Origin of the sequence: Glaciihabitans sp. UYNi722 (assembly GCF_040549465.1) — a bacterium.
Lineage (GTDB): Bacteria > Actinomycetota > Actinomycetes > Actinomycetales > Microbacteriaceae > Lacisediminihabitans.
Window position 1 is genome coordinate 140,514 of record NZ_JBEPTL010000006.1, and the last position, 21,395, is coordinate 161,908.

The 21,395-nt window shown below is 61.6% G+C and carries 18 protein-coding genes and 2 pseudogenes; 9 read left to right on the forward strand and 11 right to left on the reverse strand.

Annotated features, from left to right (window positions below; genetic code table 11):
- Positions 1–7: 7 nt before the first annotated feature.
- The 4 genes and pseudogenes from ABIB56_RS06470 to ABIB56_RS06485 form a co-directional block, all read right to left on the reverse strand.
- A pseudogene (locus ABIB56_RS06470) lies at positions 8–166 on the reverse strand (IS3 family transposase); the annotation flags it as partial.
- Between the two features lie 102 nt (positions 167–268).
- Positions 269–1,096, reverse strand: coding sequence for a nitrilase-related carbon-nitrogen hydrolase (locus ABIB56_RS06475; protein ID WP_354568254.1), 828 nt, complete (start codon positions 1,094–1,096; stop codon positions 269–271).
- A complete protein-coding gene (locus ABIB56_RS06480) occupies positions 1,096–2,571 on the reverse strand; it encodes an APC family permease (RefSeq protein WP_354568255.1) in 1,476 nt (491 codons plus the stop codon). Before ABIB56_RS06480 ends, ABIB56_RS06475 begins: the two co-directional genes overlap by 1 nt.
- Before the next feature lie 167 nt (positions 2,572–2,738).
- Positions 2,739–3,671, reverse strand: coding sequence for a LysR family transcriptional regulator (locus ABIB56_RS06485; RefSeq protein ID WP_354568256.1), 933 nt, complete (start codon positions 3,669–3,671; stop codon positions 2,739–2,741).
- A gap of 324 nt (positions 3,672–3,995) precedes the next feature.
- Between ABIB56_RS06485 and ABIB56_RS06490 the strand changes: the two genes are divergently transcribed.
- The 6 genes and pseudogenes from ABIB56_RS06490 (at position 3,996) to ABIB56_RS06515 (ending at position 8,586) form a co-directional block, all read left to right on the forward strand.
- Complete coding sequence (locus tag ABIB56_RS06490; RefSeq protein ID WP_354568257.1) at positions 3,996–4,250, forward strand: SDR family NAD(P)-dependent oxidoreductase; 255 nt, start codon at positions 3,996–3,998, stop codon at positions 4,248–4,250.
- A 663-nt stretch (positions 4,251–4,913) separates the two neighbouring features.
- A pseudogene (locus ABIB56_RS06495) lies at positions 4,914–6,023 on the forward strand (IS4 family transposase); the annotation flags it as partial.
- 69 nt (positions 6,024–6,092) lie between these two features.
- Positions 6,093–6,641 carry a transposase gene (locus ABIB56_RS06500; protein WP_354568258.1) on the forward strand — a complete coding sequence of 183 codons (549 nt, stop codon included), beginning with the start codon at positions 6,093–6,095 and terminating at the stop codon, positions 6,639–6,641.
- 341 nt (positions 6,642–6,982) lie between these two features.
- Positions 6,983–7,135 (forward strand): helix-turn-helix domain-containing protein, encoded by a 153-nt coding sequence (locus tag ABIB56_RS06505; protein WP_354568260.1) that lies wholly within the window; start codon positions 6,983–6,985, stop codon positions 7,133–7,135.
- On the forward strand, positions 7,132–7,248 hold the full coding sequence (locus tag ABIB56_RS06510; protein ID WP_354568261.1) for a helix-turn-helix domain-containing protein: 117 nt from the start codon (positions 7,132–7,134) through the stop codon (positions 7,246–7,248). The genes ABIB56_RS06505 and ABIB56_RS06510 overlap by 4 nt, the downstream gene beginning before the upstream one ends.
- Positions 7,249–7,297: 49 nt before the next feature.
- A protein-coding gene (locus ABIB56_RS06515; protein WP_354568263.1) for an IS3 family transposase occupies positions 7,298–8,586 on the forward strand; the annotation gives its coding sequence in 2 pieces (ribosomal slippage) (positions 7,298–7,571 and positions 7,571–8,586; 1,290 coding nt in all).
- 37 nt (positions 8,587–8,623) lie between these two features.
- Here the strand turns inward: ABIB56_RS06515 and ABIB56_RS06520 are convergent.
- From ABIB56_RS06520 to ABIB56_RS06540, 5 genes are all read right to left on the reverse strand, one after another.
- A protein-coding gene (locus ABIB56_RS06520) for an IS5 family transposase (RefSeq protein WP_502917570.1) occupies positions 8,624–9,542 on the reverse strand; the annotation gives its coding sequence in 2 pieces (ribosomal slippage) (positions 8,624–9,169 and positions 9,171–9,542; 918 coding nt in all).
- A gap of 110 nt (positions 9,543–9,652) precedes the next feature.
- A complete protein-coding gene (locus ABIB56_RS06525) occupies positions 9,653–10,387 on the reverse strand; it encodes a L,D-transpeptidase family protein (RefSeq protein WP_354568265.1) in 735 nt (244 codons plus the stop codon).
- Between the two features lie 97 nt (positions 10,388–10,484).
- Positions 10,485–11,495: a hypothetical protein gene (locus ABIB56_RS06530; protein ID WP_354568266.1), complete on the reverse strand. Its 1,011-nt coding sequence runs from the start codon at positions 11,493–11,495 to the stop codon at positions 10,485–10,487.
- A gap of 281 nt (positions 11,496–11,776) precedes the next feature.
- Positions 11,777–12,652: a GAF domain-containing protein gene (locus ABIB56_RS06535; RefSeq protein WP_354568267.1), complete on the reverse strand. Its 876-nt coding sequence runs from the start codon at positions 12,650–12,652 to the stop codon at positions 11,777–11,779.
- Positions 12,653–13,102: 450 nt separating this feature from the next.
- Positions 13,103–14,278 carry an ice-binding family protein gene (locus tag ABIB56_RS06540; RefSeq protein ID WP_354568268.1) on the reverse strand — a complete coding sequence of 392 codons (1,176 nt, stop codon included), beginning with the start codon at positions 14,276–14,278 and terminating at the stop codon, positions 13,103–13,105.
- A 67-nt stretch (positions 14,279–14,345) separates the two neighbouring features.
- Here ABIB56_RS06540 and ABIB56_RS06545 point away from each other — a divergent pair, with 67 nt between their 5' ends.
- On the forward strand, positions 14,346–14,828 hold the full coding sequence (locus ABIB56_RS06545) for a hypothetical protein (RefSeq protein WP_354568269.1): 483 nt from the start codon (positions 14,346–14,348) through the stop codon (positions 14,826–14,828).
- A 102-nt stretch (positions 14,829–14,930) separates the two neighbouring features.
- Here the strand turns inward: ABIB56_RS06545 and ABIB56_RS06550 are convergent, their stop codons facing one another.
- Positions 14,931–16,127: an IS701 family transposase gene (locus ABIB56_RS06550; RefSeq protein ID WP_354568270.1), complete on the reverse strand. Its 1,197-nt coding sequence runs from the start codon at positions 16,125–16,127 to the stop codon at positions 14,931–14,933.
- Between the two features lie 745 nt (positions 16,128–16,872).
- Positions 16,873–17,877, reverse strand: coding sequence for an S-methyl-5-thioribose-1-phosphate isomerase (mtnA, locus tag ABIB56_RS06560; RefSeq protein WP_354568272.1), 1,005 nt, complete (start codon positions 17,875–17,877; stop codon positions 16,873–16,875).
- A gap of 173 nt (positions 17,878–18,050) precedes the next feature.
- On the opposite strand from mtnA, the gene ABIB56_RS06565 reads away from it, so the two are divergent.
- Together ABIB56_RS06565 and mtnK are read left to right on the forward strand one after the other, a co-directional pair.
- Entirely contained in the window at positions 18,051–20,057 is a 2,007-nt protein-coding gene (locus ABIB56_RS06565; RefSeq protein WP_354568273.1) for a bifunctional aldolase/short-chain dehydrogenase, read from the forward strand.
- Between the two features lie 141 nt (positions 20,058–20,198).
- Positions 20,199–21,362, forward strand: coding sequence for an S-methyl-5-thioribose kinase (gene mtnK / locus ABIB56_RS06570; RefSeq protein WP_354568274.1), 1,164 nt, complete (start codon positions 20,199–20,201; stop codon positions 21,360–21,362).
- The last annotated feature ends 33 nt before the right edge of the window (positions 21,363–21,395 follow it).

Sequence of the window (21,395 nt, forward strand, 5' to 3'; positions counted from 1 at the left end):
ACTGGCGCTATCTGATTTCGACCGCCTGCGGGTGGTCGGTTTGCTCAGCATAGAACGCAGTCTCGAATTCGGCCGGTGGGATGTCGCCGGGGTAGCCGTGAAGGCGCTGGGTGTTGTGCCAGTGCACCCCGCCAAGGGTGGCAAGTTCGAGGTCTTCGACCGTCCTCGACCCGGCAGCCGCCACCGCCGACCACCTTGCGGCCGTCTCTGCCGAACGGGACTGACCCGAGTCCAGTTGACTCGCGGTGGGAAACATAGGCTGGCGCACCTACTTCGCAGGAGTGAACTTCTTGTAAAGGTCGGGGCGACGGTCGTCGAACGCGTGGGCGAGTGGGGCGAGCCATTTATCAGTTGAGAGTCGAGGGTCGACAGTGGCAAACGTCGCTCCTACCCCCGGCCCGACAGCGGCGATGACCCAGCCGTCCGCTGAAATGATGCTCGAACCCTCATTCCATGCGACACCGCGTTCGATGCCGGATCGGTCAGCGCAGACAATAGCCATGTGATTGATCCGCGCCATAGCCATCGCGATCTGAACTTCGGCGACTCGCTCGCCGGCAGGTCGCTCCATGTACGGCCAATTCGTTGGCACGGCGAGGATGTCAGCGCCTCCCAGAGCCGCGATACGCGTCCACTCCGGAAACTCGAGGTCGAAACAGATCATGACCCCGACTCGACCGTGCGAGGTCTGGACAACGGGAGGAGCCTCGTTGCCGGGCGTGAAGTACCGTTTCTCCTGATCCCACAAATGAACCTTGCGGTAGACGGTGCGCACGCCGTCAGCGTCTACCATTGCCGCGCTGTTGAAGAGTTCGCTGTCGTCCCCCGATTCGGCGAACCCGCCGACGATGACCGTTCCGGCTCGCGATGCGGCCAGTGCGGCCCATTCTGTGAAGATCTCATGGTCACGGGGAATGGCGACCGCTCGTAGCTCATCGACGGTCTCAAAGACGTAGCCCGAGGTCGCAAGTTCTGGCAGGACGATGAGATCGGCACCGGCAGTGAGTGCCTCACGGATGGCGGTCGCCGCCTTCAAGCGGTTGCCTTCGAAGTCGCCGAGGACGGGTGCGAGCTGGAGGGCAGCGACTATGGCCATCAGTTGCTGCCGACTGTTTCTTCCGCGCTGGCCACATCCGGGACGGGGGTGTTCATGGCATCGAGTTGCTTTGCGATGTTGGCAGTGAGGCCTGGCCGGAAGGAGATGGCTAGTCCGATCAGGATCCACACGGCCACCATGTACGGGAAGTAGCTGTACGGGGCATCCAGCCCGACCGCGTTCTTGTAGAGGGTGTAGCCAACCAGTACCACCCCGAGGATCGGAACCACAATCTGCCACTTCGGCGTCACGGTCTTCTTGCTGAAGAACAGGAATCGGATCGCACCAACCGTGGCCAACACATAGGCGACGAGCAGCGCAATGGTACCGATAGTCAGGGCCCAGAACGTCGCGTCGAGCACCGCAGCACCCGTCAATCGTTCGATGACGATGACCAGGAGCGCGAGGACCGCGACCACAGTGAGCGCGTTCGTGGGAGCTCCGTTCTTGGCCGTTTTGGCGAGCGGGTTGTTCCCACCGCCGGAATCGCGGGTCAGGGCGAAGAGTACTCTGGCCGCGCCCGACAGTGTGCCCACGAAAATGGCGAAGAGGCTTATGGTCGCTGCCAGGGTCAGGATGTCGGCCAGCCAGTTGCCAACGTACGCGCTTGCGAGCTCGCCGTAGGGTGCGCTCGATCCGCTGAACTTCTTGATACCCGCAGCGTCCAGTCCGTAGCCGAGCGACTGCGCGATGATCGACAGCAGGTAGAAGGCGCCGACTACCGTGAGGGCGATCTTGAATGCGCGAGGGATGTCGCGCTTTGGGTTCGACGTCTCCTCGCCGAGCGTTGCTGCGCCCTCGAATCCGGCGAATGCGAGGAATCCGAAGACGGCCGCCGCCGCGATCACGCCGATGTCAGTGCCGGCAGGCAGCTCCAAGAACTTCAACGAGAAAGTCTGTCCACCAGGCGCGGTGTTGGTGCCAACGCGAACCAGAATGATGACGTCGAGGATCGTGACGAAGACTGCGCCGATCAGTTCCGCGTAGAGCAGGATGCGCGTGATGACGTGCACCTCCCGCCGGCCCAGCAGCACGACCAGCACGAGAGCGATGATCGTGACCCAAATCCAGTCTGGTTCGAACGAGGAGCCCAGGTCTTTGAATAGCTGTTGCACGAACAGCCCGATCTCGATTCCCGAGCCGACCCCAATGGTGACATAGGCCAGAAAAAGACACCATCCGGCAATGAAACCTGAGCGCGCACCCAGAGTGAGGCCGACCGTCGCGTAGACAGATCCGGTGTGCGAGATGTGGCGCGACAGCTTCACGAAGCCGTACGCCACAAGAGCGACCGCGACGAGCGCGAAGATGAACGCCCAGGTGGCGCCACCGCCGAGAATGCTGGCCGCTCCCGCGCCGAGCAATGCCATCACGCCTACCGGCCCGATGAGGCCGACCGAGAACGCGGCGGCATCGGCAACCTTGAGCTCCCGCTTCAATCCGCCGGTCGTTGTCTTCGTCTGTTCCGTTGTCATGCTGGCTCCTCAGGTGGGGCGGCCGATGGCTGCTGGGTGATTGTCGGGGTGGGGCGCAGTTCGCACGGCGGGGCGACGCGCGCCTGTCAGAAGGCGTAGTCACACGCTAGGGACCGGCGTTGCTCCATGACAAGTAGGAAATGTCTTTGCTCAGCCATTGGGTTCGCCTATAGTTCTACCAGGTCGCTGACCCTGTCGGCGGGGTCAGTATGCTCCAGCAGGATCGAGCGAGCGACGCGCGCGATCTCGCGAGTAGCCGGGGAGAGCACGGCATCATTGCGCCGGACGAGCGCGATCGTGTCGAAGAGCGGTTCGGCGAAGCGGGCTGTGAACAGGCCGTTCGGGAACGTGTCGCTCTGCACGATCGCCTTGGAGACGATCGTGTCCGCCGATCCGAGGGCAACAACTCCGAGCGCCGACTCGACATGTTCGACCTCCACCGAGACATCAAACTCGACTCCGGCCAGCTGGCCTCGTTCCCAGAGCTGGCGGCGAGTGGGGTCACGCCAGCCGTAGTGTGCGTCGTAGAGAACTAGGGGGTTCGCTGCGACATCTTTAATCGTGACCGGATGCGCGACCCGCGCCGGATTCGCCGAGGCGAACAGAACCTCACTGCGGATGAGGGGGGTGACGTGGAGTCCTTCGTTGTCGATGGGAAGGACCACTAGACCCGCTTCGAGGTCACCGGACGAGACCGCGTCGGCTACCTCGACCGAGTTCAGGCCGACGATTCTGAGGCGCACATCGGGGTGACGCACGTGGAACGTCTCGACTAGCTGCGACAGAAAGTAATAGTTCGCGTTGCGGAGAAGACCAAAGATGGCGACGCCGCCGGTTAGCGAGGAGACGGATCGCAGCGTGCGGTGGGCCTGGTCTGCGGCCTGCACCGCCTGCTCCGCCAGCGGCAGCAGATTCTGCCCAGCGGGGGTCGTGCCGAGTCGGCGAGACCCGCGCACGAAGAGCTTGAGTCGGTACTCTTCTTCGAGCCGTCGGACGAGTTCCGAGATCGACGGCTGAGTCATTCCTAGTTCGACGGCCGCCGCCGAGAAGGAACCGAGGCGGTGGACCGCGAGGAAGGCTCTGAGCTGGTTCAGGGTCATAGGCTTACCCTATCGATTCGACAGGCGAACTCCTCGTTGCCTCAGAGCAGCCCCGCCTCGTAGCCTCAATACCGTTTAGTTATGGGTGTTTCAGGCTAATCGGCGCCGTTACCGTTCTGGGGCCTCGACTTGGAGTCCGTAGGATGCGCTGATCGATTTGGGGTGTTATGGCGTGCCTATGGTTGTTGACGGATCAGCTCACGAAACGCGAATTGACAACACGGCGGATTTAAGTCGAGATCGCACACTCACCTTTCGAGAGCAGTTAGTTAGACGAAGTCGACGACTTGTGGGGAGGCGGTTGCGGAACGCGCCCTCTCCCGGATGCCCAATGTTTACGACCATGAAGGCTTTGAGACGGCCGTCTGGGAGGAAGTCAGCGTCGAAGGCCTCCACGTCAGAACGACCATCAACCTCCACCTCCTCGGCACGACCAGGGTGATCGACGCGTTCACCGCGCACCTGATCGCACGCGGAAGCGGTGACATTGTGACCGTCACCTCCGGCATCGGATTCCTACCGTACCCGCTCATGCCCACCTACGGCGCATCGAAGGCCGGCGTGCACGCATACAGCTAATCGCTTCGTGCCCACCTCGCCGGCACTGGCGTCGAAGTTACCGAGCTGATTCCCCCGGCGGTTGCGACTGCCGGCCAAGAGAAACTCAATCCGGCCGCGCTGCCGCTGAGGCCTTCCTCGACGAAGTCACCGCTTCATCTGCCCGAATTCCACCGGGTTTTCAGACCGTTGATGTGGGTTTGTGCGGAGTGCGTCTGCGGAGGCTTTCCCGGGCAATGGCGGCGAGGTGGCGAAGTCCGTCGCGTAGTGGGTGCAGGTTGGAGCGTCGTCCTGGGGCCGGGGGGAGGGTGATGGGGGTTTCGGTGATGCGTAGGTGCTGATGGTGGGCGTGGGTGAGCATGTGGGTGGCGAACTCCATGCCAGTGCTCCAGGTGGGCAGGTTGGCCATGGTGGTGCGGGTGAAGGAGCGCAGTCCGCGGTGAATGTCGCGGGCCGGGGTGCTGAACCGTCCCGGGTTCAGCCGTTCACAATGTCCTGAGACATCACATTGTGCGCCTGCTGGGACGCTACTTGAATTCAGAAACAGAGGTGGAGGAGATTCGTGACCTCTGTAAACGGGCCAGTGGTGATCGGGTCAAACGACTGCCCGTGTCCAGCGTTCGTGGGCCGTCGCGCCTAACCCCAATACCGTTCAGTTAAGGTTTCGGGCGGTATTGTTGGGGTATGCCTCGTACTGGTTGGAGAAAGCCGGAGTCCGATCGTCGCTTGTCTGATCTCGTGTCGGTGGGCCTGTTGACGCGGGTGTTCCCTGCGAATGTCGTTGATGAGGTTATCGCGGCGGCTGGGCGCACGGAGGTGCGGCATCGGGCGTTGCCGGCGCGGGTGATGGCGTACTTCTCGATCGGGATGGCGTTGCATTCCGAGGGCTCGTATGAGGATGTGTTCGAACAGTTGACGGATGGGCTGTCGTGGTCGTCGGGGTGGGCGGAAACATGGTCGCCGCCGTCGAAGTCGGCGATCTTCCAGGCTCGGGCCCGGTTGGGGTTCGAGCCAGTGCGGAACCTGTTCCAGCGGGTGGCGCGGCCCCTGGCGGGCCCGGACACGCCGGGATCGTGGTTGGCGGGCAGGCGCCTGGTCGCGATCGACGGGACAGTCCTGGACTTGGCAAATACGCCGGGCAATGACGAGTTCTTCGGCCGCCCCAGCTCAAGCCGGGGCGAGAAGTCCGCTTTCCCGCAGGCCCGGGTGGTGGCATTGGCGGAGTGCGGCACCCATGCGATCCTCGACGCTGAGGTTGGGCCCAGCCGCACGTCGGAGGTTCAGCTGGCGCGGGAGCTGGTCGTTCGGCTGCAACCGGGGATGCTGGTGCTGAGCGACCGCGGGTTCTACGGGTTCCCCCTCTGGAAACAGGCGGCCGACACCGGAGCGGACCTGCTCTGGCGGGTGAAGGCAAATCTCCGGCCGAAGTACCTGGAGACCCTCGAGGACGGGTCCTGGCTGGCGCGGATCGTTCCCACGTCGGGCACGAATCGCCAGAGCACCGAGCCCCTGCTCGTGAGGGTGATCGACTACACGATCGATGACGGCCGCGACAACCCGGAGCAGTATCGACTGCTGACGACGATTCTTGACCCGGAAGTCGCCAACGCCGAGGACCTCGCGGCCGTCTATGGGCAACGGTGGGAGATCGAGAACACCTTTGACGAGCTGAAAACCCACCAGCGCGGAGCCCGGGCCGTGCTGCGTTCCAAGTCCCCTGACCTTGTCCAACAGGAAATCTGGGGACACCTCTGCTGCCATTACGCGATCCACACGCTGATGGCCGATACGGCCTGAGCTGCTGCGGGGATTTCGGACGGTGGGCCCTCTTATGATGAGGGCGCTACTGGAAGAGAGAGCAGCTTGTCCGCATCACGTAGGCGATTCACTCAGGAGTTCAAAGACGAGTTATGCCGTGAGGTGATCTCCACCTCGAAACCGATCAAGGACGTCGCGCTCGCTTACGGTGTCGGCCCCGAGACTCTCCGCAACTGGCTGATCAAGTACCGGGAGGCTAACGGCGGCACCGAGACCGAGTTGACGGTGTCGGAGCGGGTCCGTCTGAAGGAGTTGGAGCGGGAAAATCAGGAGCTGAAGGCGGAGACCGCGTTTCTGAAAAAAGACGTTTACACCTCGTCCGATTTCCGCACCCTGGTGACCAGCCTGGGGATGCGTTCCTCGATGGGCAGGACGGGTGTGTGCTGGGATAACAGCATGGCGGAATCGTTCTTCTCGATGCTCAAAAACGAACGCGTCTACCGGACTGTTTACGCCACCAAGACGCAGGCGCGCAGCGACATCATCCGCTACATCGAGGGGTTCTACAACAGTCGCCGCCGGCACTCCGGCCTCGGCTACCGCCGCCCCAACGAAGTCCACTACGCTTACCAACAGCCGGTCACGGCAGCGTAGAAAATCAATCAAATCCGCTGTCCGAAATCCCCGCAGCAGCTCAGCCCACGCCGGGCGCGATCCGGACCGGGTCTCCTTCATCAAAGCCCTGCGCATCGCCCGCCGATCAACCGAGCAGGGCGCTTTTTCCCCCTCAACACCCTGACCGGGCAGAAACCGCCTGGCGTCAAGCGATCCGCAGGTTGGCCAAGCGACTCAATCCCGCCCGCCGGAAACGCTCAAACCCGCGCGTCGTCAAACGCAAAGTCCTCAAATGGGCCGCCAAACGCGAGCACCACAGCCACTGGCCGCAACCCCTGCACGGGCCACAAATCCACATCCTCACACTTAACTGAACGGTATTGCGCCTAACCCAGCAGCAAAACGAGCAGATAGCTGCATTTTACGAGGCTGGATTCACCCCAAGTCAAATAGCTACCGAACTCGGCACGACTCCCGGCACCGTGCATCATCGACTCAATCGGATGGTGTTGCACGTCGGCCTCTTGGCATGACTCACGATCAAATCGAGGAAGCCGCCGCACTCCGCGAGCAAGGAACGTCGGTGCAGAAGATCGCTGCGAGACTTGGCTTTTCGTACAACACGGTACGTAAGGAGTTGATGTGAACCGTCCCGGGTTTCGTGCCGCTTTCTTTCTGGTGAAAGGATGCGTTTCATGCCTAAGAAATTCCCTCCCGAGGTTCGCGATCGAGCCGTTCGGATGACCCTGGATCGCCTGTCGGAGTATCCGACGATGTTCGCTGCCTGCAAAGCGTTGGCCCCGAAGTTGGATGTCGGGGTCGAGACGCTCCGAAGGTGGGTGGTGCAAGCACAAATTGATACCGGAGCGAAGGTCGGCCCGACCAGTGCGGAGCTGGAAGAAATCAAGAAGCTGAAGAGCGAGAACCGTGATCTTCGAGAAGCGAACGAAATACTGAAAGCGGCATCAATTTTCTTCGCGGGGGAGCTCGACCCTCGCCGCCGCTGATCGTCCAGTTCATTGATGAGATGAAAGCCTGCGGCCACCGGATCGAGTCGACGTGTCACGTCCTGCATCAGCAGGGCGTGGCCGTCGCCCCACGGTCGTATCGGGCCTGGAGACGACGCGCCCCATCAGCGCGGACTATCGACGACGCTGCCCTGGTCGCGGTCCTGCGCGCCCTTCGGGAACGTGACGGTCGGGGCCGGCAACGTCCCGAGGTGTTGTATGGTCGGCGGAAGATGACGGCATGGCTGGCCAGGTCGGGATTCCCGGGCGTGTCCAAACACAGCGTCGACCGTCTCATGCGTGACGAGGGCATGAACGGACTCGTTCGTGGGCGGAAGACTGTCACCACGATCCCCGCCAAGAACGGTCTTCGTGCCGGCGACATGCTGAACCGGCAGTTCACCGCCCCGCGGCCAAACCACACCTGGGTGACCGATTTCACCTATGTCGCCACCTGGGCAGGGTTCGTCTATGTCGCGTTCGCCATCGATTTATTCTCTCGAGCGATCGTGGGTTGGCAGGCCTCGATGGTGAAAGACACCAGCTTCGTGGAGGCATGCCTGCGAATGGCGTTGTGGCGTCGCGACCACACCGGCCGTCCGATCGAGCCAGGAATGATTCATCACAGCGACGCCGGATCCCAATACACATCCATCCGCTTCACCGAGACCGTCGCACTCGAAGGCCTGACCGCATCGATCGGATCCGTCGGCGACGCATACGACAACGCAGCCGCCGAGACGGTCATGGGGCTGTTCAAGAACGAAGCAATCAGTAAGAGCTCGCCCTTCCGCACCGGACCGCTGAAAGGCCTGCCAGAGGTCGAGGAGATCGTCTTCGACTGGGTCAGCTGGTACAACAACGACCGGCTCCACAGCTTCCTCGGCAACATCCCCCCCGAGGAATACGAGCGTAACTATTACGCTGATATAACCGGCCCGTCAGCCGACGAAGCCACCAACAAAACAGCGGCATGAAACCCGGGACGATTCAATGCTCCGAGGGATGCGATAACTAGGGCGTGTCTCCCAATAGGGTTGCCCAGGTGAGGCAGGCGTGGAGGACTGCGCCGGCACGGTAGGTGATGGCGAGTTTGTCGTAACGGGTCGCGATCCCGCGCCATTGCTTGACCAGTGCGAAGGAGCGTTCGACGACGTTGCGGTCTTTGTATGCGTCGGAGTTGAACGCGGGTGGCCTGCCGCCGGTGCTGCCTTTGCGTTTGCGGGAGGCGATCTGGTCGCTTTTCTCCGGGATCACGGCGGTGATCGCGCGAGCACTGAGCATGCGCCGGTTCACGCCGCTGGCGTAGGCCTTGTCAGCGGCAACCTGGTCCGGGCGGGTGCGTGGCCGGCCGCCGCCGATACGCGGCACCCGGATGTCGTCCAGAACCTGCTCGAGCATCGCACCATCGTTGCGCTGCCCGCCGGTGACGACGATCGCCAACGGAAGCCCGTTCCCGTCGACGGCATGATGGATCTTCGTGGTCAATCCACCGCGGGACCGGCCGACCCCGTGACCGGGCGGTTCACCTTCACTCAGTCGCAGATTCTTGTGATTCGATCGTGCCCCCTGTGTCCTGATCGGGGCGAGTCGTGTTCGTCGCATGCTGATGCGCGCGAGCGATCGTCCCGTCCACCGACACGTTCCCATCGATCAGCCCCACCGCGTCCGCACGGGCCAGCAGTGCGTGCAGCACCCGGTCCCACGTGCCATCGCCCGCGTAACGGCGGTGCCGTTTCCAGACCGTCTGCCACGGCCCGAACTCGCCCCGCGGCACATCCCGCCACGGCACCGAGGTGCGGAACCGGTAGATAATCCCGTCAACGATCTGACGGTCATCCCCGAACGGGTGACCCCGACTGCCCACGTTCGAGGGCAACAAAGGCCTGATCAGATCCCACTGCGAATCACTGAGCACACGAGACCGAGACACCGAAACAGAAGACACGACCAACAGTTTCGCGCGTTAACACCCCCCCATATGGGAGACACGCCCTAGTCGTCTCGGCGTTCCTGCTGCGGGGCCGCTACTGGGTGGGTTACCTAGTTGATTGTGATGGGGGTGCCGAGCGGTAGGAGGGTGGCGAGGGTGGTGATTTCGGTGTTGTTCATGCGGATGCATCCGTGGCTGGCGGCTTTGCCGATGCTGGAGGCTTCGTTGGTTCCGTGGAGGCCGATTTGTCCGAGGCCGCCGCCGAAGCTGCTGAGGACGTCGGAGTAGGCGGAGAGGCCGAATGCGTAGGGGCCGTATCCGGTGTTCGTGGGGCGCAGCAGCTCGGTGAGGTAAAAGTTTCCGTGGGGTGTGGGTGTGCCGCCGGTGCCGGTGGCGACGGTGAAAGTGCTGATCGGGGCGCTATTTTTGTACAGGACGAGGGTGTTGGTCTCGGTGGACACGACAAGTCGATAGATCAGTCGGTTCAGGGTGACAGTGGCAGCGCTGACCCATCCGGTTGACCCGTTCGGGCGTTGGGGAAGGTCGACCTTGATCCAGCCGGGCTGGGAGTCGACTACGAGGAAGGTGAGGGGCGCCCCGGTGGGTTGTGGGTTGGAGAAATTTCCTGTCGTTTTGCCGTCCGGGTGGTTGTAGATGGGCACAGTGCTGATACGTGCGGTCGCGGCGGTACCGACAGAGGGTGCGGGGGATTCGGTGGGTGTGCTTGTGTTTGGCCCAGTGGCGACCGGGTTGGGCGGTGTGGTGCTGGTGGTGGCGCAACCGGTGAGGAGCATGACGGCGAGCCCAAGGATGGTCGTTGTCACGGCGATGCGGGAGCGTCGCATGGGGTCTCCTGTCGAGTGGTTGTGCTGGGGTGGGCAGCGCTCGGGCCGGGAGTGGTCGCGTGTTGCGCGACAGTTCCCGGCCCGAGGTGTGGGCGGGTCAGCCGGTGAAGGTGGCGGCGCGGTTGACCGGGTTAGACACGGTCGCAACGGGCAGCGTTGCTGCCCCCGCCCCGGTCCCCGGGGTGGTGGTGATGCTGACGTTGACGCCGCAGGCGTTGATCATGGTGGCGTAGTCGGCCTTCAAGGTGGCGATGCTGGCGGTGAGTGCCGCGTTCGAGGCGAGGGTCTGGGCCGTGTTGAGGTCGTTGGCCAGGGTCACCTGCGCGGCGAGGATGGCGTTCGTGTTCAGTGCCACGTCCAGGTTGGTCTGCGCCGTGGTGACGGCGACCGTTGCCGTGTTCAAGGCGGTCTGGTCCGCGGCGACGTTCCCCGCAGCTGCGGTATCGGCGGTGAGGTTGGCCTGTGCGGTGTCGCGGGCCGTGGTCGCTGCGGTGACCGCGGCGGTGTCGTTGGTGACGGCGAGCTGCGCTGTGGTGTTCGCCGTGGTCGCAGTGTTAACCGTGGCCTGGGCCGCATCGACCTGCGCTTGAGTGCCAGTTCCCGCAGCCAAAGCTGCTTGCGCGTTCGTCAGGTTGGTCTGCGCGGTCACCAGAGCGGCAGCATCGGCGTTCGCGGTGGCAGTGTCGGTGGTGAGTGTGGCCTGGTCCGCTGTCAGGGTGGCGTTCGCGGTAGCCAGAGCTGCAGTGTCAGCAGGCACGCGGGCGCCGGCTGCCGTATCTGCGTTCAGGGTCGCTTGAGCCGCGTTTTGGGCGGTGATGGCCGCGGCGAGGTTCGCCCGTGCCGTTGCGACCGTCGCCGGGTTCACCGCGTTGACGAGCACGTCCAGGTTCGCCTGCGCGGTGAGCACATTTGCCAAAGCTGTTTGCAACTGCGCGGGGGTCGCCTGGTTGTTACCAAGAGCGGTGACGTCAGCCGTGAACGTCGCCTGCGCGGTCGAGCAGCTCGCCGTGGCGGCGTTGGCCGGAGCGACGGCGACGAACGCGCTGCCAGCGATAAGGGCGGACGTGGAAGCGATAGCGGCGAAGCGGACGCGGGTGCGGTGTTGCATGGGATGTCCAATTGTTGAAGGAATAGTTGAGGCACGAAGAACTCAAGGATCCCCTACCTCCTCGTCACACTAGACCTGCCGGGGAGTCTTGGCGCCCCCACAAAAGGGGGGCTATACCGCAGGTGGCGGTGTTGTGGAAACTTCGACCGCGACATCAGGCGCAGCCTGGAATGCCACATCGCTAACAAGATCTTCCACACCACTTGGCGGCACTTCGAACCGGTGACACCGACGCAGCCATGATCCTGTGACCTGGAACAGGACGGCGGCCAGGTGCGTGGTTATCCAGTCCAGAGTTGTTCTTGGGCTTGTTGGGCAAGGATGCGGAGAATCGCGGCGTCTTCACTGGTGAATAGGCGCGGTTTTGTGTCCATGATCCACAGGGCTCCGACGCGGAAACCGTCAGGTGATTCGATTGGGTAGCCGGCGTAAAACCGGATTCCCGGCGGCCCGGTCACCGAAGGGTTGTCGGCGAAGAGCGGGTCGGCGCGGGTGTCTTGGACGACGAAGCGCTCGTCGTGGCGGATCGTGAGGTCGCAGAAAGCGTCGGACCGTGGGATTGTGGCGTGAGCGATGCAGGTGGCGGCGACGGTGACCTGGGTGACGGAGCCGATCAGAGTGATCGCTGCGGCCGCCGTGCCGAACATGGTTCTTACACTCTCGGTCAACCTGTTCAGGGCGGCGTCGCCCGTCGGATGGGCGAGGATCCGCAGGTGGGCTGCGTCTTGGCGGGCCGCCTCCTCGGGGACGTGGTCTCGCGAGCCGCCGCGGGGTATTGGGGCGTCCAGTTCGAGCGATATTCGTGGCGCCAACTCCTTGGCCCACCGTTGATACGCATGAGAACCCTCCGCCTGACGGGCACCTTCGGTCAATGGTACGAACACCACGTTGGGTCTTCCGGCGATCACCGCTTGCGTCGCCGAATTCAGCCGGTGCACGTGACGGTCCACCATGCGGCCCAGAACCCTCGGAAAGTGGGGGTTTTGTTGGAAAAGCGGGACGGAGAGGATAAACGTTTTCGTCTCACCGGCGGTGTCGGCCTCGATGAGGTCAAGGAGCGCGGACAGCGTCCGCTCCCACCCGCTGACGGGCTTCAACGCCAGCACGTCATTCGCGCCGAGGGACAACACGATCGCGTCAAACCGGCGGAGTTTCATGATCTTCATCGCCTGAAAAACATCCGGAAATCATCATCTGCGGTGCGACGAGGACGTCGACGTCGGTGGCCCGGCCTGTCAAGCGGGTCAACGCGCGCGCCAGGAAACCGGGCAGCCCGAGGTCGTGGGTGAGGACCCCCCGTCCAGCGGAGACCCCGTCCCCCGTCAGAAGGATCCGGTCCGGGTCGGTACCCGGTGCGTGAGCGTGGGGGGGAGTCATCAGCGATGGGTGACCGCCACCACGAATACCGACTGCTTCGCAGCCACGCGCCGATCACGGGCCGAAGGAACGGGTGAAGGAGAAAATCTGCCGTCATCGTGTCACTGCCCCGACCCACGCATTCTCACGCCGTCTCACACATCGACCGGGCCCAGCCAGCCCACCCGTGCCAAGATAGCCCCTGCCCTAGCATTGGTGTCGACCGCCGCAGCGACCGGGAACGTGTGAGCTCAGGCACGTCGGCGGCGACCGGAAACCATCAGTGCCGTTCCGCCCAGCAGCAACGCCGCGGCACCCGTGAGTGCAAGGGTGGGGTCGTTGCCCGTGGACGCGAGTGTTTCAGCTCCCGTGCCGCTTGACCCCACGCGGGGCGTGGGAACCGGTGTCGCGGCAGGCGCGGTGGGTGTTATCACCGTCGTGTAGACCACAGACGTGTTCGGCGTCACCCCGTTCGAGGCGGTGATCGTGAAGGTCGAGGACTGGGGCATCGTCGGTGTGCCCGTCATCGCGCCCGTCGTCGCGTTCAGGACTAATCCTGCAGGAAGAGTCCCCAATGTCACAGCGAAAGTTGGTGCGGGGCTGCCGGTAGCTGTCACCGTGAACGAATATGGTGTCCCCACCATACCGTTCGCCGGCGTTCCGGAGGTGATCACCGGGCTTGTCGATACCGGGGGGCAGCCCGCCGGGACCGTGATCGTGTTCGTGTCAAGAGTCACCGCTCCTGTGTTCGCCAGCAGGCGCCCCACCACCGTCGCACCAGTCGTGGCCGTGATCGAATCCTTCGCCAGGACCGTGCCCTGGAACTGCGCAGCCGTGCCCACAGTGGCGGAGGAACCTACCTCCCAAAACACGTTGCACGCAGTCGCGCCCCCGGTGATCGTGATCCGTGTCCCCGAACCGATTGTCAAAGTGCTGGCTGCCTGGAACACCCACACTGACGTCGCATTCCCGGCCAACGTCAACGCGCCTGTATCAGCCAACTTCAACGCGCCGCCCGCATACACCCCTGGCGTCAACGACAAGCCGTTCAACTCCGCCAAACCTGACGTCGTCGGCGTGAGACCGGCTGCCGCGTTAAAGGCGGTCGTCATATCGGCTTGCGCCTGCCTGGCAGCGGCATCCGTCTGATGCAACGTGCCCGTGAAGGAGCCATTGGGGGCGCCAGTGAAACCGGCCATGCTCGTCCCGGGAGAGAGCCCAACGTCCCCGTCCACTACCGTCGGACCGGTATTCGTCACCGTGCTCGCCCCGAGCACCCCATAGGTGCTAGCGGTACCCAAGTTCACGGGGCCCGCTAGCGCCATTGCACCCTCGGCGGCGCCGGCCCCGAGCACGACCACAGAGGCGCACACCACCCCCACGCCCGAAAGCACCCAAAAACGTGAAATCGATCTACGACTGATCATCAGCAACCCCGTCCGACTAGGCGGACCAACCCGTCGACACCCCGCATCGACACAATCCCCGCAGACGATGTCTACCACGCCGGCCCGCAAACACCTACGAAAGGGTCTCCTGTCGGTTTGGTTGACTCTGTGTCACCAACTTCGTGATCACTGGCGTGATGCGTCAGAGAATGCCTTCTTCCTCCTGACGCCGACCGAGCAGTGGACACTCTTCACGTACTTCGCTCCGAATGAGAAGCTCACCGATAAAGAGCTCATCATGCACCGTGAGGACATCTCCTCCTTCGATCCTTCACTTCCACAGCGCGCCGGCCGAGCCCTGTCTAAGCTCCGGGCCGCAAGCAAACGGCTCGAGGAATATCGAGAGCAGGTGAACGTCATGCCTCGTGCTAGGAACGCAAAGAACGCAAAGAACGCAAAGAACGCAAAGAACGCAAAGAACGCAAAGAACGCAAAGAAGCGAATCTACATATTCAGCGAAGTTCATCCGGTAATGGATCCGGCAAAGATGGTGCAGATTCTGTTGAACTTCAAACGCCGAGACGACTAGTAGTACTTGGTTGGGTTGGTCCGGCGCGTTGTTGGCAGTAGGGGCAGTGTCCGAGGATCTGGATGACCGCGATCTGGAGTTCGCGGAGGATTCCGTGGAAGCTCAGGCTGCCCCGGCTGCTTTTGGGTCGGCGGCCAGACGCAGGCTGGTGACGAAGAGTTGGGCGGCGGTGACGAGGGTGACGTGGTGGTGCCAGCCGAGCCAGGTGCGGCCTTCGAAGTGGGCCAGGCCGAGGCCTTGTTTCCGTTCGCGGTAGTCGTGCTCGATTCGCCAGCGGATCTTCGCGAGCCGGACTAACTCGGCCAGTGAGGTGTTCTCCGGGAGGGTGGAGAGCCAGTAGTCGGTGGGCTCGGTCGCGTTCTGGGGCCATTCGGCGATCAGCCAGCACGCGGGCAGCGTCCCGTTTGGCTGGCGAGGGATGTTCCGGTTCGCGGGCCGCACCCGGACGGCAGTGAACCGGCTCGACATGGCGGCCTGCGGGTTACCGGGACTGGTGCGGGTGCCGTGCCGCCAGATGAGGTCGGTGAGGGCGCCTTCGCCGAGGCTTGTGATGAGTTCTTTGACCTGGACGGGTGCCTGCTGGTAGCGGATTGTGCGCGGCCTGGGTCCACGCCCGGTGTAGTCCATCAGCTCGGTCAGCGACAGCCGGAAATCGGTGATCTCGCCATAGCCGGCGTCGGCGCAGATCAGCGGCGGCCGGTGACTCCAGACGGCGAGCTCGTCGAGCATTTCCAGCGCGAGTTCCCACTTCGTGCGGTGCCGCACGCTGTCGGGAATCTGAGTCTTGCGGCGGCGCGCCGCGATGGCGTCGGCCTGTTCATTGGTCTCGGCGCAGGTATCGTCCCAGGATTCCGGCACGAACAGCCGCCAGTCCAGCGGGCATGAGGCGTCGTCGGTGACCGCGTGGACAGATACTCCGATCTGGCAGTTGCCGATCTTGCCCAGAGTGCCAGAATACTGGCGGGCCACGCACGGGGAGGCGGTGCCGTCCTTCTTGAATCCGGTGTCATCGATCACCCACGCTTCAGGCCCGATCACACCGATCGCCTTGCGGGCCAGGACCCGCCGCACCGGTTCGACCGGCCACGGCGACGAGGACACGAACTGCTGCAACTGCTGGTAATCGACGCCGAGTCGGTCGCCCATCGGCTGCATCGACTTCCGGCAGCCCTCCAACATCAAGCCTTGCAGATACAGGCCGCCCTTGCCGCGTTGGTCCTTCCGCGGCAACGACGCGAACACCTCATCAACAAACTCGTCGAGCTCGGCGCGAATCTGAGTCAATTCACCAGAATCCATGCCAAAAAATTAACAGGATCCATCCAGAATTAAAAGCCCACACACCGACCTAACCAAGTACCACTAGTTACTGCATTCCGTGGAGGATCAATTCTTTACGAACCGTGTTGTAGGAGAACCCAAGTTCCGCAGCGATCTTCTGCACCGACGTTCCTTGCTTCCGAAGTCCAACCGCTTGCTCGATTTGCTCGCAAGTCATGCTAAACGGCCGACGCGATATGCCCATTCGGTTGAGTCGGTGGTGCACAGTGCCGGGAGTCGTGCCGAGTTCAGTCGTACATGGTCAAGCCGGCGATAGCCGAGCGTGCCCGCGGTTTGGCCGACGTAATAGGCAACATTTGTGCTGGGATCAACGAGGGCATAGATCCGGTAGGACTTGCGCTCGTTGGACGACAATGGCATCTGAGATTCCGATACTCGAAAGACGATCCGTCCATCGAGCGCAACCGTCAACACGGCACTCCCGCTGGCCCGACAACGGCTGTGGCATTCTTACTCTTCCTCAGACATCCGACAATCGATCATTGAGCGAGCCGTCGCCGGGGGAACGCAAGTTAGTCGTCAGAGTCCCAAGAACCAGAACTGACTGCGTTGTTCGCGAAATATTGCAGCGTCATCACCGCGGACGCCCGCGCGGCCCATCGACCCGGCGGCCCGCTGTCCGTTTGGTAAGCAGGCCCGCTTCAGTGATTCGTGTAGCGACTCGAAGGGGATAAACGTAGAGATCGATCCGCGGCTCGAGGCTCTAATTCACTCCGAGGCTTTCACCCATATCAAACCGCACTACCCGGCTTTCCGTGATGAGGGCGGTAATCAATTCCACGGGGGTGACATCGAATGCAGGGTTCATGGTTTCGACGCCTTCGGGCGTTGTACGCCTATCGGAAAATGATGTTATCTCTGAAGAACCTCGATCTTCGATTTCAATTTCCTCCCCGGTCGCGGTGCTCATATCCACGGTGGATTCGGGGGCAACGACAATGAATGGAATGGCTAGGCGCGCCGCCGCAGAGGCCAGTGAATAGCTTCCGATCTTGTTGGCGGTATCTCCGTTCGCTGCAATCCGGTCAGCCCCGATAAGAACGATGTTCGCCGCACCCCGACTGAGAAGAAATGGCCCAGCCGAGTCCACTATGAGGTGGAAGGGAATGTCAAGCTGTTTCAACTCCCAAGCAGTGAGTCGCGCGCCCTGAAGTAATGGTCTCGTCTCCAATGTCAGGACCGTCCCAAGCGCACCATCGTCGAACAGTGATCGAACTACGCTCAAGGCCGTGCCGTACTCGACGGCCGCTAGACCGCCTGTGTTGCAGATTGTCATGACGTTAACCGGACCCTGGATAAGATCCTGGATGAAATCACTTCCACGAGCCCCCATAGCGAGGCTGTTGGCCAGTTCGGCGTCTCGGATCTCGAGAGCTGTTCGTAGCACAGCTTCGGGACCATGAGGAATCTCGCGGAGGGCCCGTTCGACCCCCCAGGACAGGTTTACGGCGGTTGGCCTGGCTTCGAGGAGCGATTTCGCCGCCGATCGGATTAGCTCTTCGTCGCTTGTATATCGCGAGTCGGCTGCAATTAGGGCGACTCCCATCGCCCCAGCGACGCCGAGTGCAGGCGCGCCTCTCACAGCAAGTCTTTGAATCGCCGATATCAGCTCGATATGGCTCTCTAGTCGGAGCATCGAGAGTTTGTCAGGAAGCGCGGTTTGATCGATGATCTCAATCGCACCATCAATCCAGTCAATTGTTCGCATTTATATCCCGGTTGTCGTATGACTAATTGAGCGTAAACGAAAGAATAACCTTCCCCTGGCCCGCGAAACTCGCTGTTGCCCAAGGCGAACCGCCGAGAACGCTGTGCCAACAGGAAGGGTTTCCAAAGTTTTTCGGCCGAAGAACCTTGCATTAATCATTCCATAAGCCATGCTTGTCAGACAACAGGTACCTGCGCGCCGATCGACATCAGGAAAAAAATATGCTGAACCGCTGGCTTCACGACACTCAACCGTTCGCCAGTTCGCTTGACGAACTTACCTACGTCTCTCGGCTGCTCGGATCGGATCCGGCCCTTGTACTTCACGGGGGTGGAAACACGTCGATTAAAGATCACATCATTGACATCACAGGCGAACTAGTAGATGTGCTTTATGTCAAAGGGAGCGGGTCAGATCTTGCCACAATCGAAAACTCGGGTTTCACGCCGCTGAGGCAGTCTCGGCTCGCGCAATTGCTTCGCGTGGGACAAATGAGCGACAGCGAAATGATGAACGAACTCCGACAATCCAGGCTCGATGCGGCGGCACCAGACCCCTCTGTGGAGTCCCTACTGCATGCTCTGATCCCAGCACGCGTTGTGCTCCACTCGCACGCCGATGCATTGCTAGCTGTCATGAATCAGACCGACGGAAGAGCCCGCGTCGAGGAACTCTATGGGGATCGAGTACTAGTGCTTCCATACGTAATGCCTGGATTCGACCTAGCTCATCTTGCTGCTGAACTTTGGCCAAAGTTGGTGACGTCTCGCACCGAAGGCGTAGTCCTACTGCATCACGGTTTATTCACATTTGGCGTGAATGCCGAAGGGACCTACGTTCGTCACATCGAACTTATCGGAATGGCCGAGGAATATGCGGCCTTCCCTGTGGGAAAGGACCCAAATGACCCTAACCAACCGGGGACTCCGCTGGAGCTGGCGAAATTTCGCCTCGATGCGAGCGTCATCGCAGGTCGCGCGCTGATCGCAGCCCAGAGTCCCTCCTCGCGTTCGCGACTTTTCGCTGCTTCGCAGGATGTATCGAGTAAGGCGATGCTTGGACCGGCCACGCCCGACCATGTCCTTCGCACGAAGCGACTGCCGATGATAGGTCGCGATCTAGAGAAATATGCGCGGGATTATGGCGAGTACTTTGAGCAGAATCGCTATCGACGCGGATCGAAGATCGAGCAACTAGATGCAGCGCCCCGGGTAGTGCTCGATGCAGAGTGGGGTCTCATCACTTTTGGCGATTCGGCTGGGGACGCCAAAATTACCGCCGATCTCTATCTACACACCATTGACATCATTGACGCGGCCGAGAGGCAATCCGGCTATCGTGCTCTTCCTGCAGGTGACGTCTTCGACGTCGAATATTGGGAGCTTGAACAGGCCAAATTACGTCGGGGAGCATCGCGCAAGCGGTTTCAAGGTGAGGTCGCGGTCGTGACAGGCGCCGCTTCCGGGATTGGGCGTGCTTGCGCCGAGATCCTGCTGGAGCAAGGAGCTGCCGTAATTGGCCTCGATTTGAGCCCGACGATAGTCGACTGCTTCGCTAACGATGCATGGCTTGGCGTTCAAACCGACGTCTCTGACGTCGATCAACTTCGCAGTTCGATCAGCCAAGCTGTTCGCCGGTTCGGTGGGATCGATATTCTGGTGCCTGCGGCAGGTGTGTTCGGTGCAAGCGCGCCCATAGCTTCACTCGACGAATCGGTATGGCTGCAGAGCTTCAATGTGAACGTCAGCGCAGTGGCAAGGCTTTTCACAATAGTGCATCCCTATCTTGCCCTCGCACCCAATGGTGGACGAGTCGTATTGATAGCCAGTAAGAACATCACGGCCCCCGGCCCGGGAGCTTCGGCTTACTCCGCCAGTAAAGCGGCTGCCGCTCAACTCGCCCGAGTAGCGGCCCTGGAATGGGCGCCCGATGGGATTCGCGTCAACCTTGTGCACCCTGACGCTGTATTTGATACAGGGCTTTGGACACCCGCACTTCTCGAGGAGCGTGCTGCAAATTATGGAATGACAGTAGACAGCTACAAGCGCCGCAATCTCCTTCACCTCGAAATCACAAGCCTCGACGTTGGACGGGCCGTCGCGGAGCTGTGCTCGAATACCTTCCGTGCAACGACTGGGGCGAATATACCGATCGACGGTGGCAATCAGCGCGTGGTCTAGCCAGGTGAAATGAGAAGGAACCCGCCCGCTGCGAGCCTTACTCCATTTCGACCCTAGCAACCGGTAGAGACTGGTTGAACCCGTGACGACCACTTCCAATCCCGCGATTAAACATGAGTTCGAGAAAGGGTCAGCAATTCAATGTCTACCCAGTACCGGGCCCTCGATGGAGAGAGCGTATGTGAATACGTGCGTCGGTGGCGACCCGAGTTTGAGCCGGATTGTTCCGAGGAAATCGGTGACGGGAACCTGAATTTGGTGTTCCGGGTTCACGGGCGTGCGAACCAGCAGCCGTCAAGCATAATCGTAAAGCAGGCTGTCCCTTATCTCCGGGCAGCAGGCGAAGGCTGGCCACTCACTCTCGACCGCAGCCGAATTGAAGCCGAAGCGCTCGAATTGCACGGACGTCTTGCTCCTGGGCTTACTCCCGTGGTGCGTCTTCGCGATGAATCGATGCACTTGCTGATACTGGAAGATCTGGTGGGGCACACCGTATGGCGGACCTCGCTTGTTGGAGGGAAGCACGTTGCAGGGATAGCCGCCGGTATTGGACGATACTGTGCCCGGACCCTGCTCGGCACGAGCCACATCCTGATGCCGTCTGCCGAACGCAAGGCGCTTTCGATGCGCTTCGTGAATCCAGATCTGTGCGCCATTAGCGAAGACCTCGTCTTTACCGCCCCTTACATCGACGCTGAGTCGAACATTCTCGATGAGGCGGCGATTCCCATCGCTGAGCAGCTTCGACGGGACCGCACGCTCCAACAGAAGGCAAGCTACTTGCGGTTTCTTTTCAAGACACGCGCCGAGGCCGTCATCCACGGGGACCTTCATACAGGGTCAATTATGGTGGCCGAGGACGATCCTCGAGTTATGGATCCGGAATTCGCCTTCTTTGGACCAATGGGTTACGACATCGGCAATCTATTCGCAAATCTTGCTTTTGCTCGCCTCAGACATGAACTACTCGGAAACGATTTCTTTGTCGCCCAAGTCGATGAGTATGCGAGCGAGTTTTGGTCCACCTTTGTCGAAGAAGTGCGAAGCCTTTGGCCGGCGACCGAGCCATGGCGTGAATCTTTCTTGGTCTCGCTTGTCCAGGATTCAGCTGACTTTGCCGCGATGGAGATGATACGGCGCATGGTGGGACTCGCACATGTAAACGATATTGACACATTGCCACTCAACGAACGGTTTGTGGCACGTCAGCGCGTTCTTGACAGTGCGCGGCTACTCACGCTCGGGCTTCCAGTTGGCAGCGCCGAGGACCTTTGGCTTCGCGCAACACGGAAGGACGCTTTGTAAAAAGACAACACCATTGATTTAACGGGGCGGCCA

Excerpts from the sequence above, each read along its gene's own strand:
- ABIB56_RS06550 (WP_354568270.1), bottom strand. The coding sequence starts at position 16,127 with ATGGATTCTGGTGAATTGACTCAGATTCGCGCCGAGCTCGACGAGTTT.
- ABIB56_RS06485 (WP_354568256.1), bottom strand. The coding sequence starts at position 3,671 with ATGACCCTGAACCAGCTCAGAGCCTTCCTCGCGGTCCACCGCCTCGGT.
- ABIB56_RS06540 (WP_354568268.1), bottom strand. The coding sequence starts at position 14,278 with ATGATCAGTCGTAGATCGATTTCACGTTTTTGGGTGCTTTCGGGCGTG.
- ABIB56_RS06510 (WP_354568261.1), top strand. The coding sequence starts at position 7,132 with ATGACTCACGATCAAATCGAGGAAGCCGCCGCACTCCGCGAGCAAGGA.
- ABIB56_RS06490 (WP_354568257.1), top strand. The coding sequence starts at position 3,996 with ATGCCCAATGTTTACGACCATGAAGGCTTTGAGACGGCCGTCTGGGAG.
- ABIB56_RS06530 (WP_354568266.1), bottom strand. The coding sequence starts at position 11,495 with ATGCAACACCGCACCCGCGTCCGCTTCGCCGCTATCGCTTCCACGTCC.
- ABIB56_RS06480 (WP_354568255.1), bottom strand. The coding sequence starts at position 2,571 with ATGACAACGGAACAGACGAAGACAACGACCGGCGGATTGAAGCGGGAG.
- ABIB56_RS06535 (WP_354568267.1), bottom strand. The coding sequence starts at position 12,652 with ATGAAACTCCGCCGGTTTGACGCGATCGTGTTGTCCCTCGGCGCGAAT.
- mtnK (WP_354568274.1), top strand. The coding sequence starts at position 20,199 with ATGTCTACCCAGTACCGGGCCCTCGATGGAGAGAGCGTATGTGAATAC.
- ABIB56_RS06525 (WP_354568265.1), bottom strand. The coding sequence starts at position 10,387 with ATGCGACGCTCCCGCATCGCCGTGACAACGACCATCCTTGGGCTCGCC.
- ABIB56_RS06475 (WP_354568254.1), bottom strand. The coding sequence starts at position 1,096 with ATGGCCATAGTCGCTGCCCTCCAGCTCGCACCCGTCCTCGGCGACTTC.
- ABIB56_RS06545 (WP_354568269.1), top strand. The coding sequence starts at position 14,346 with ATGTCTACCACGCCGGCCCGCAAACACCTACGAAAGGGTCTCCTGTCG.
- mtnA (WP_354568272.1), bottom strand. The coding sequence starts at position 17,877 with ATGCGAACAATTGACTGGATTGATGGTGCGATTGAGATCATCGATCAA.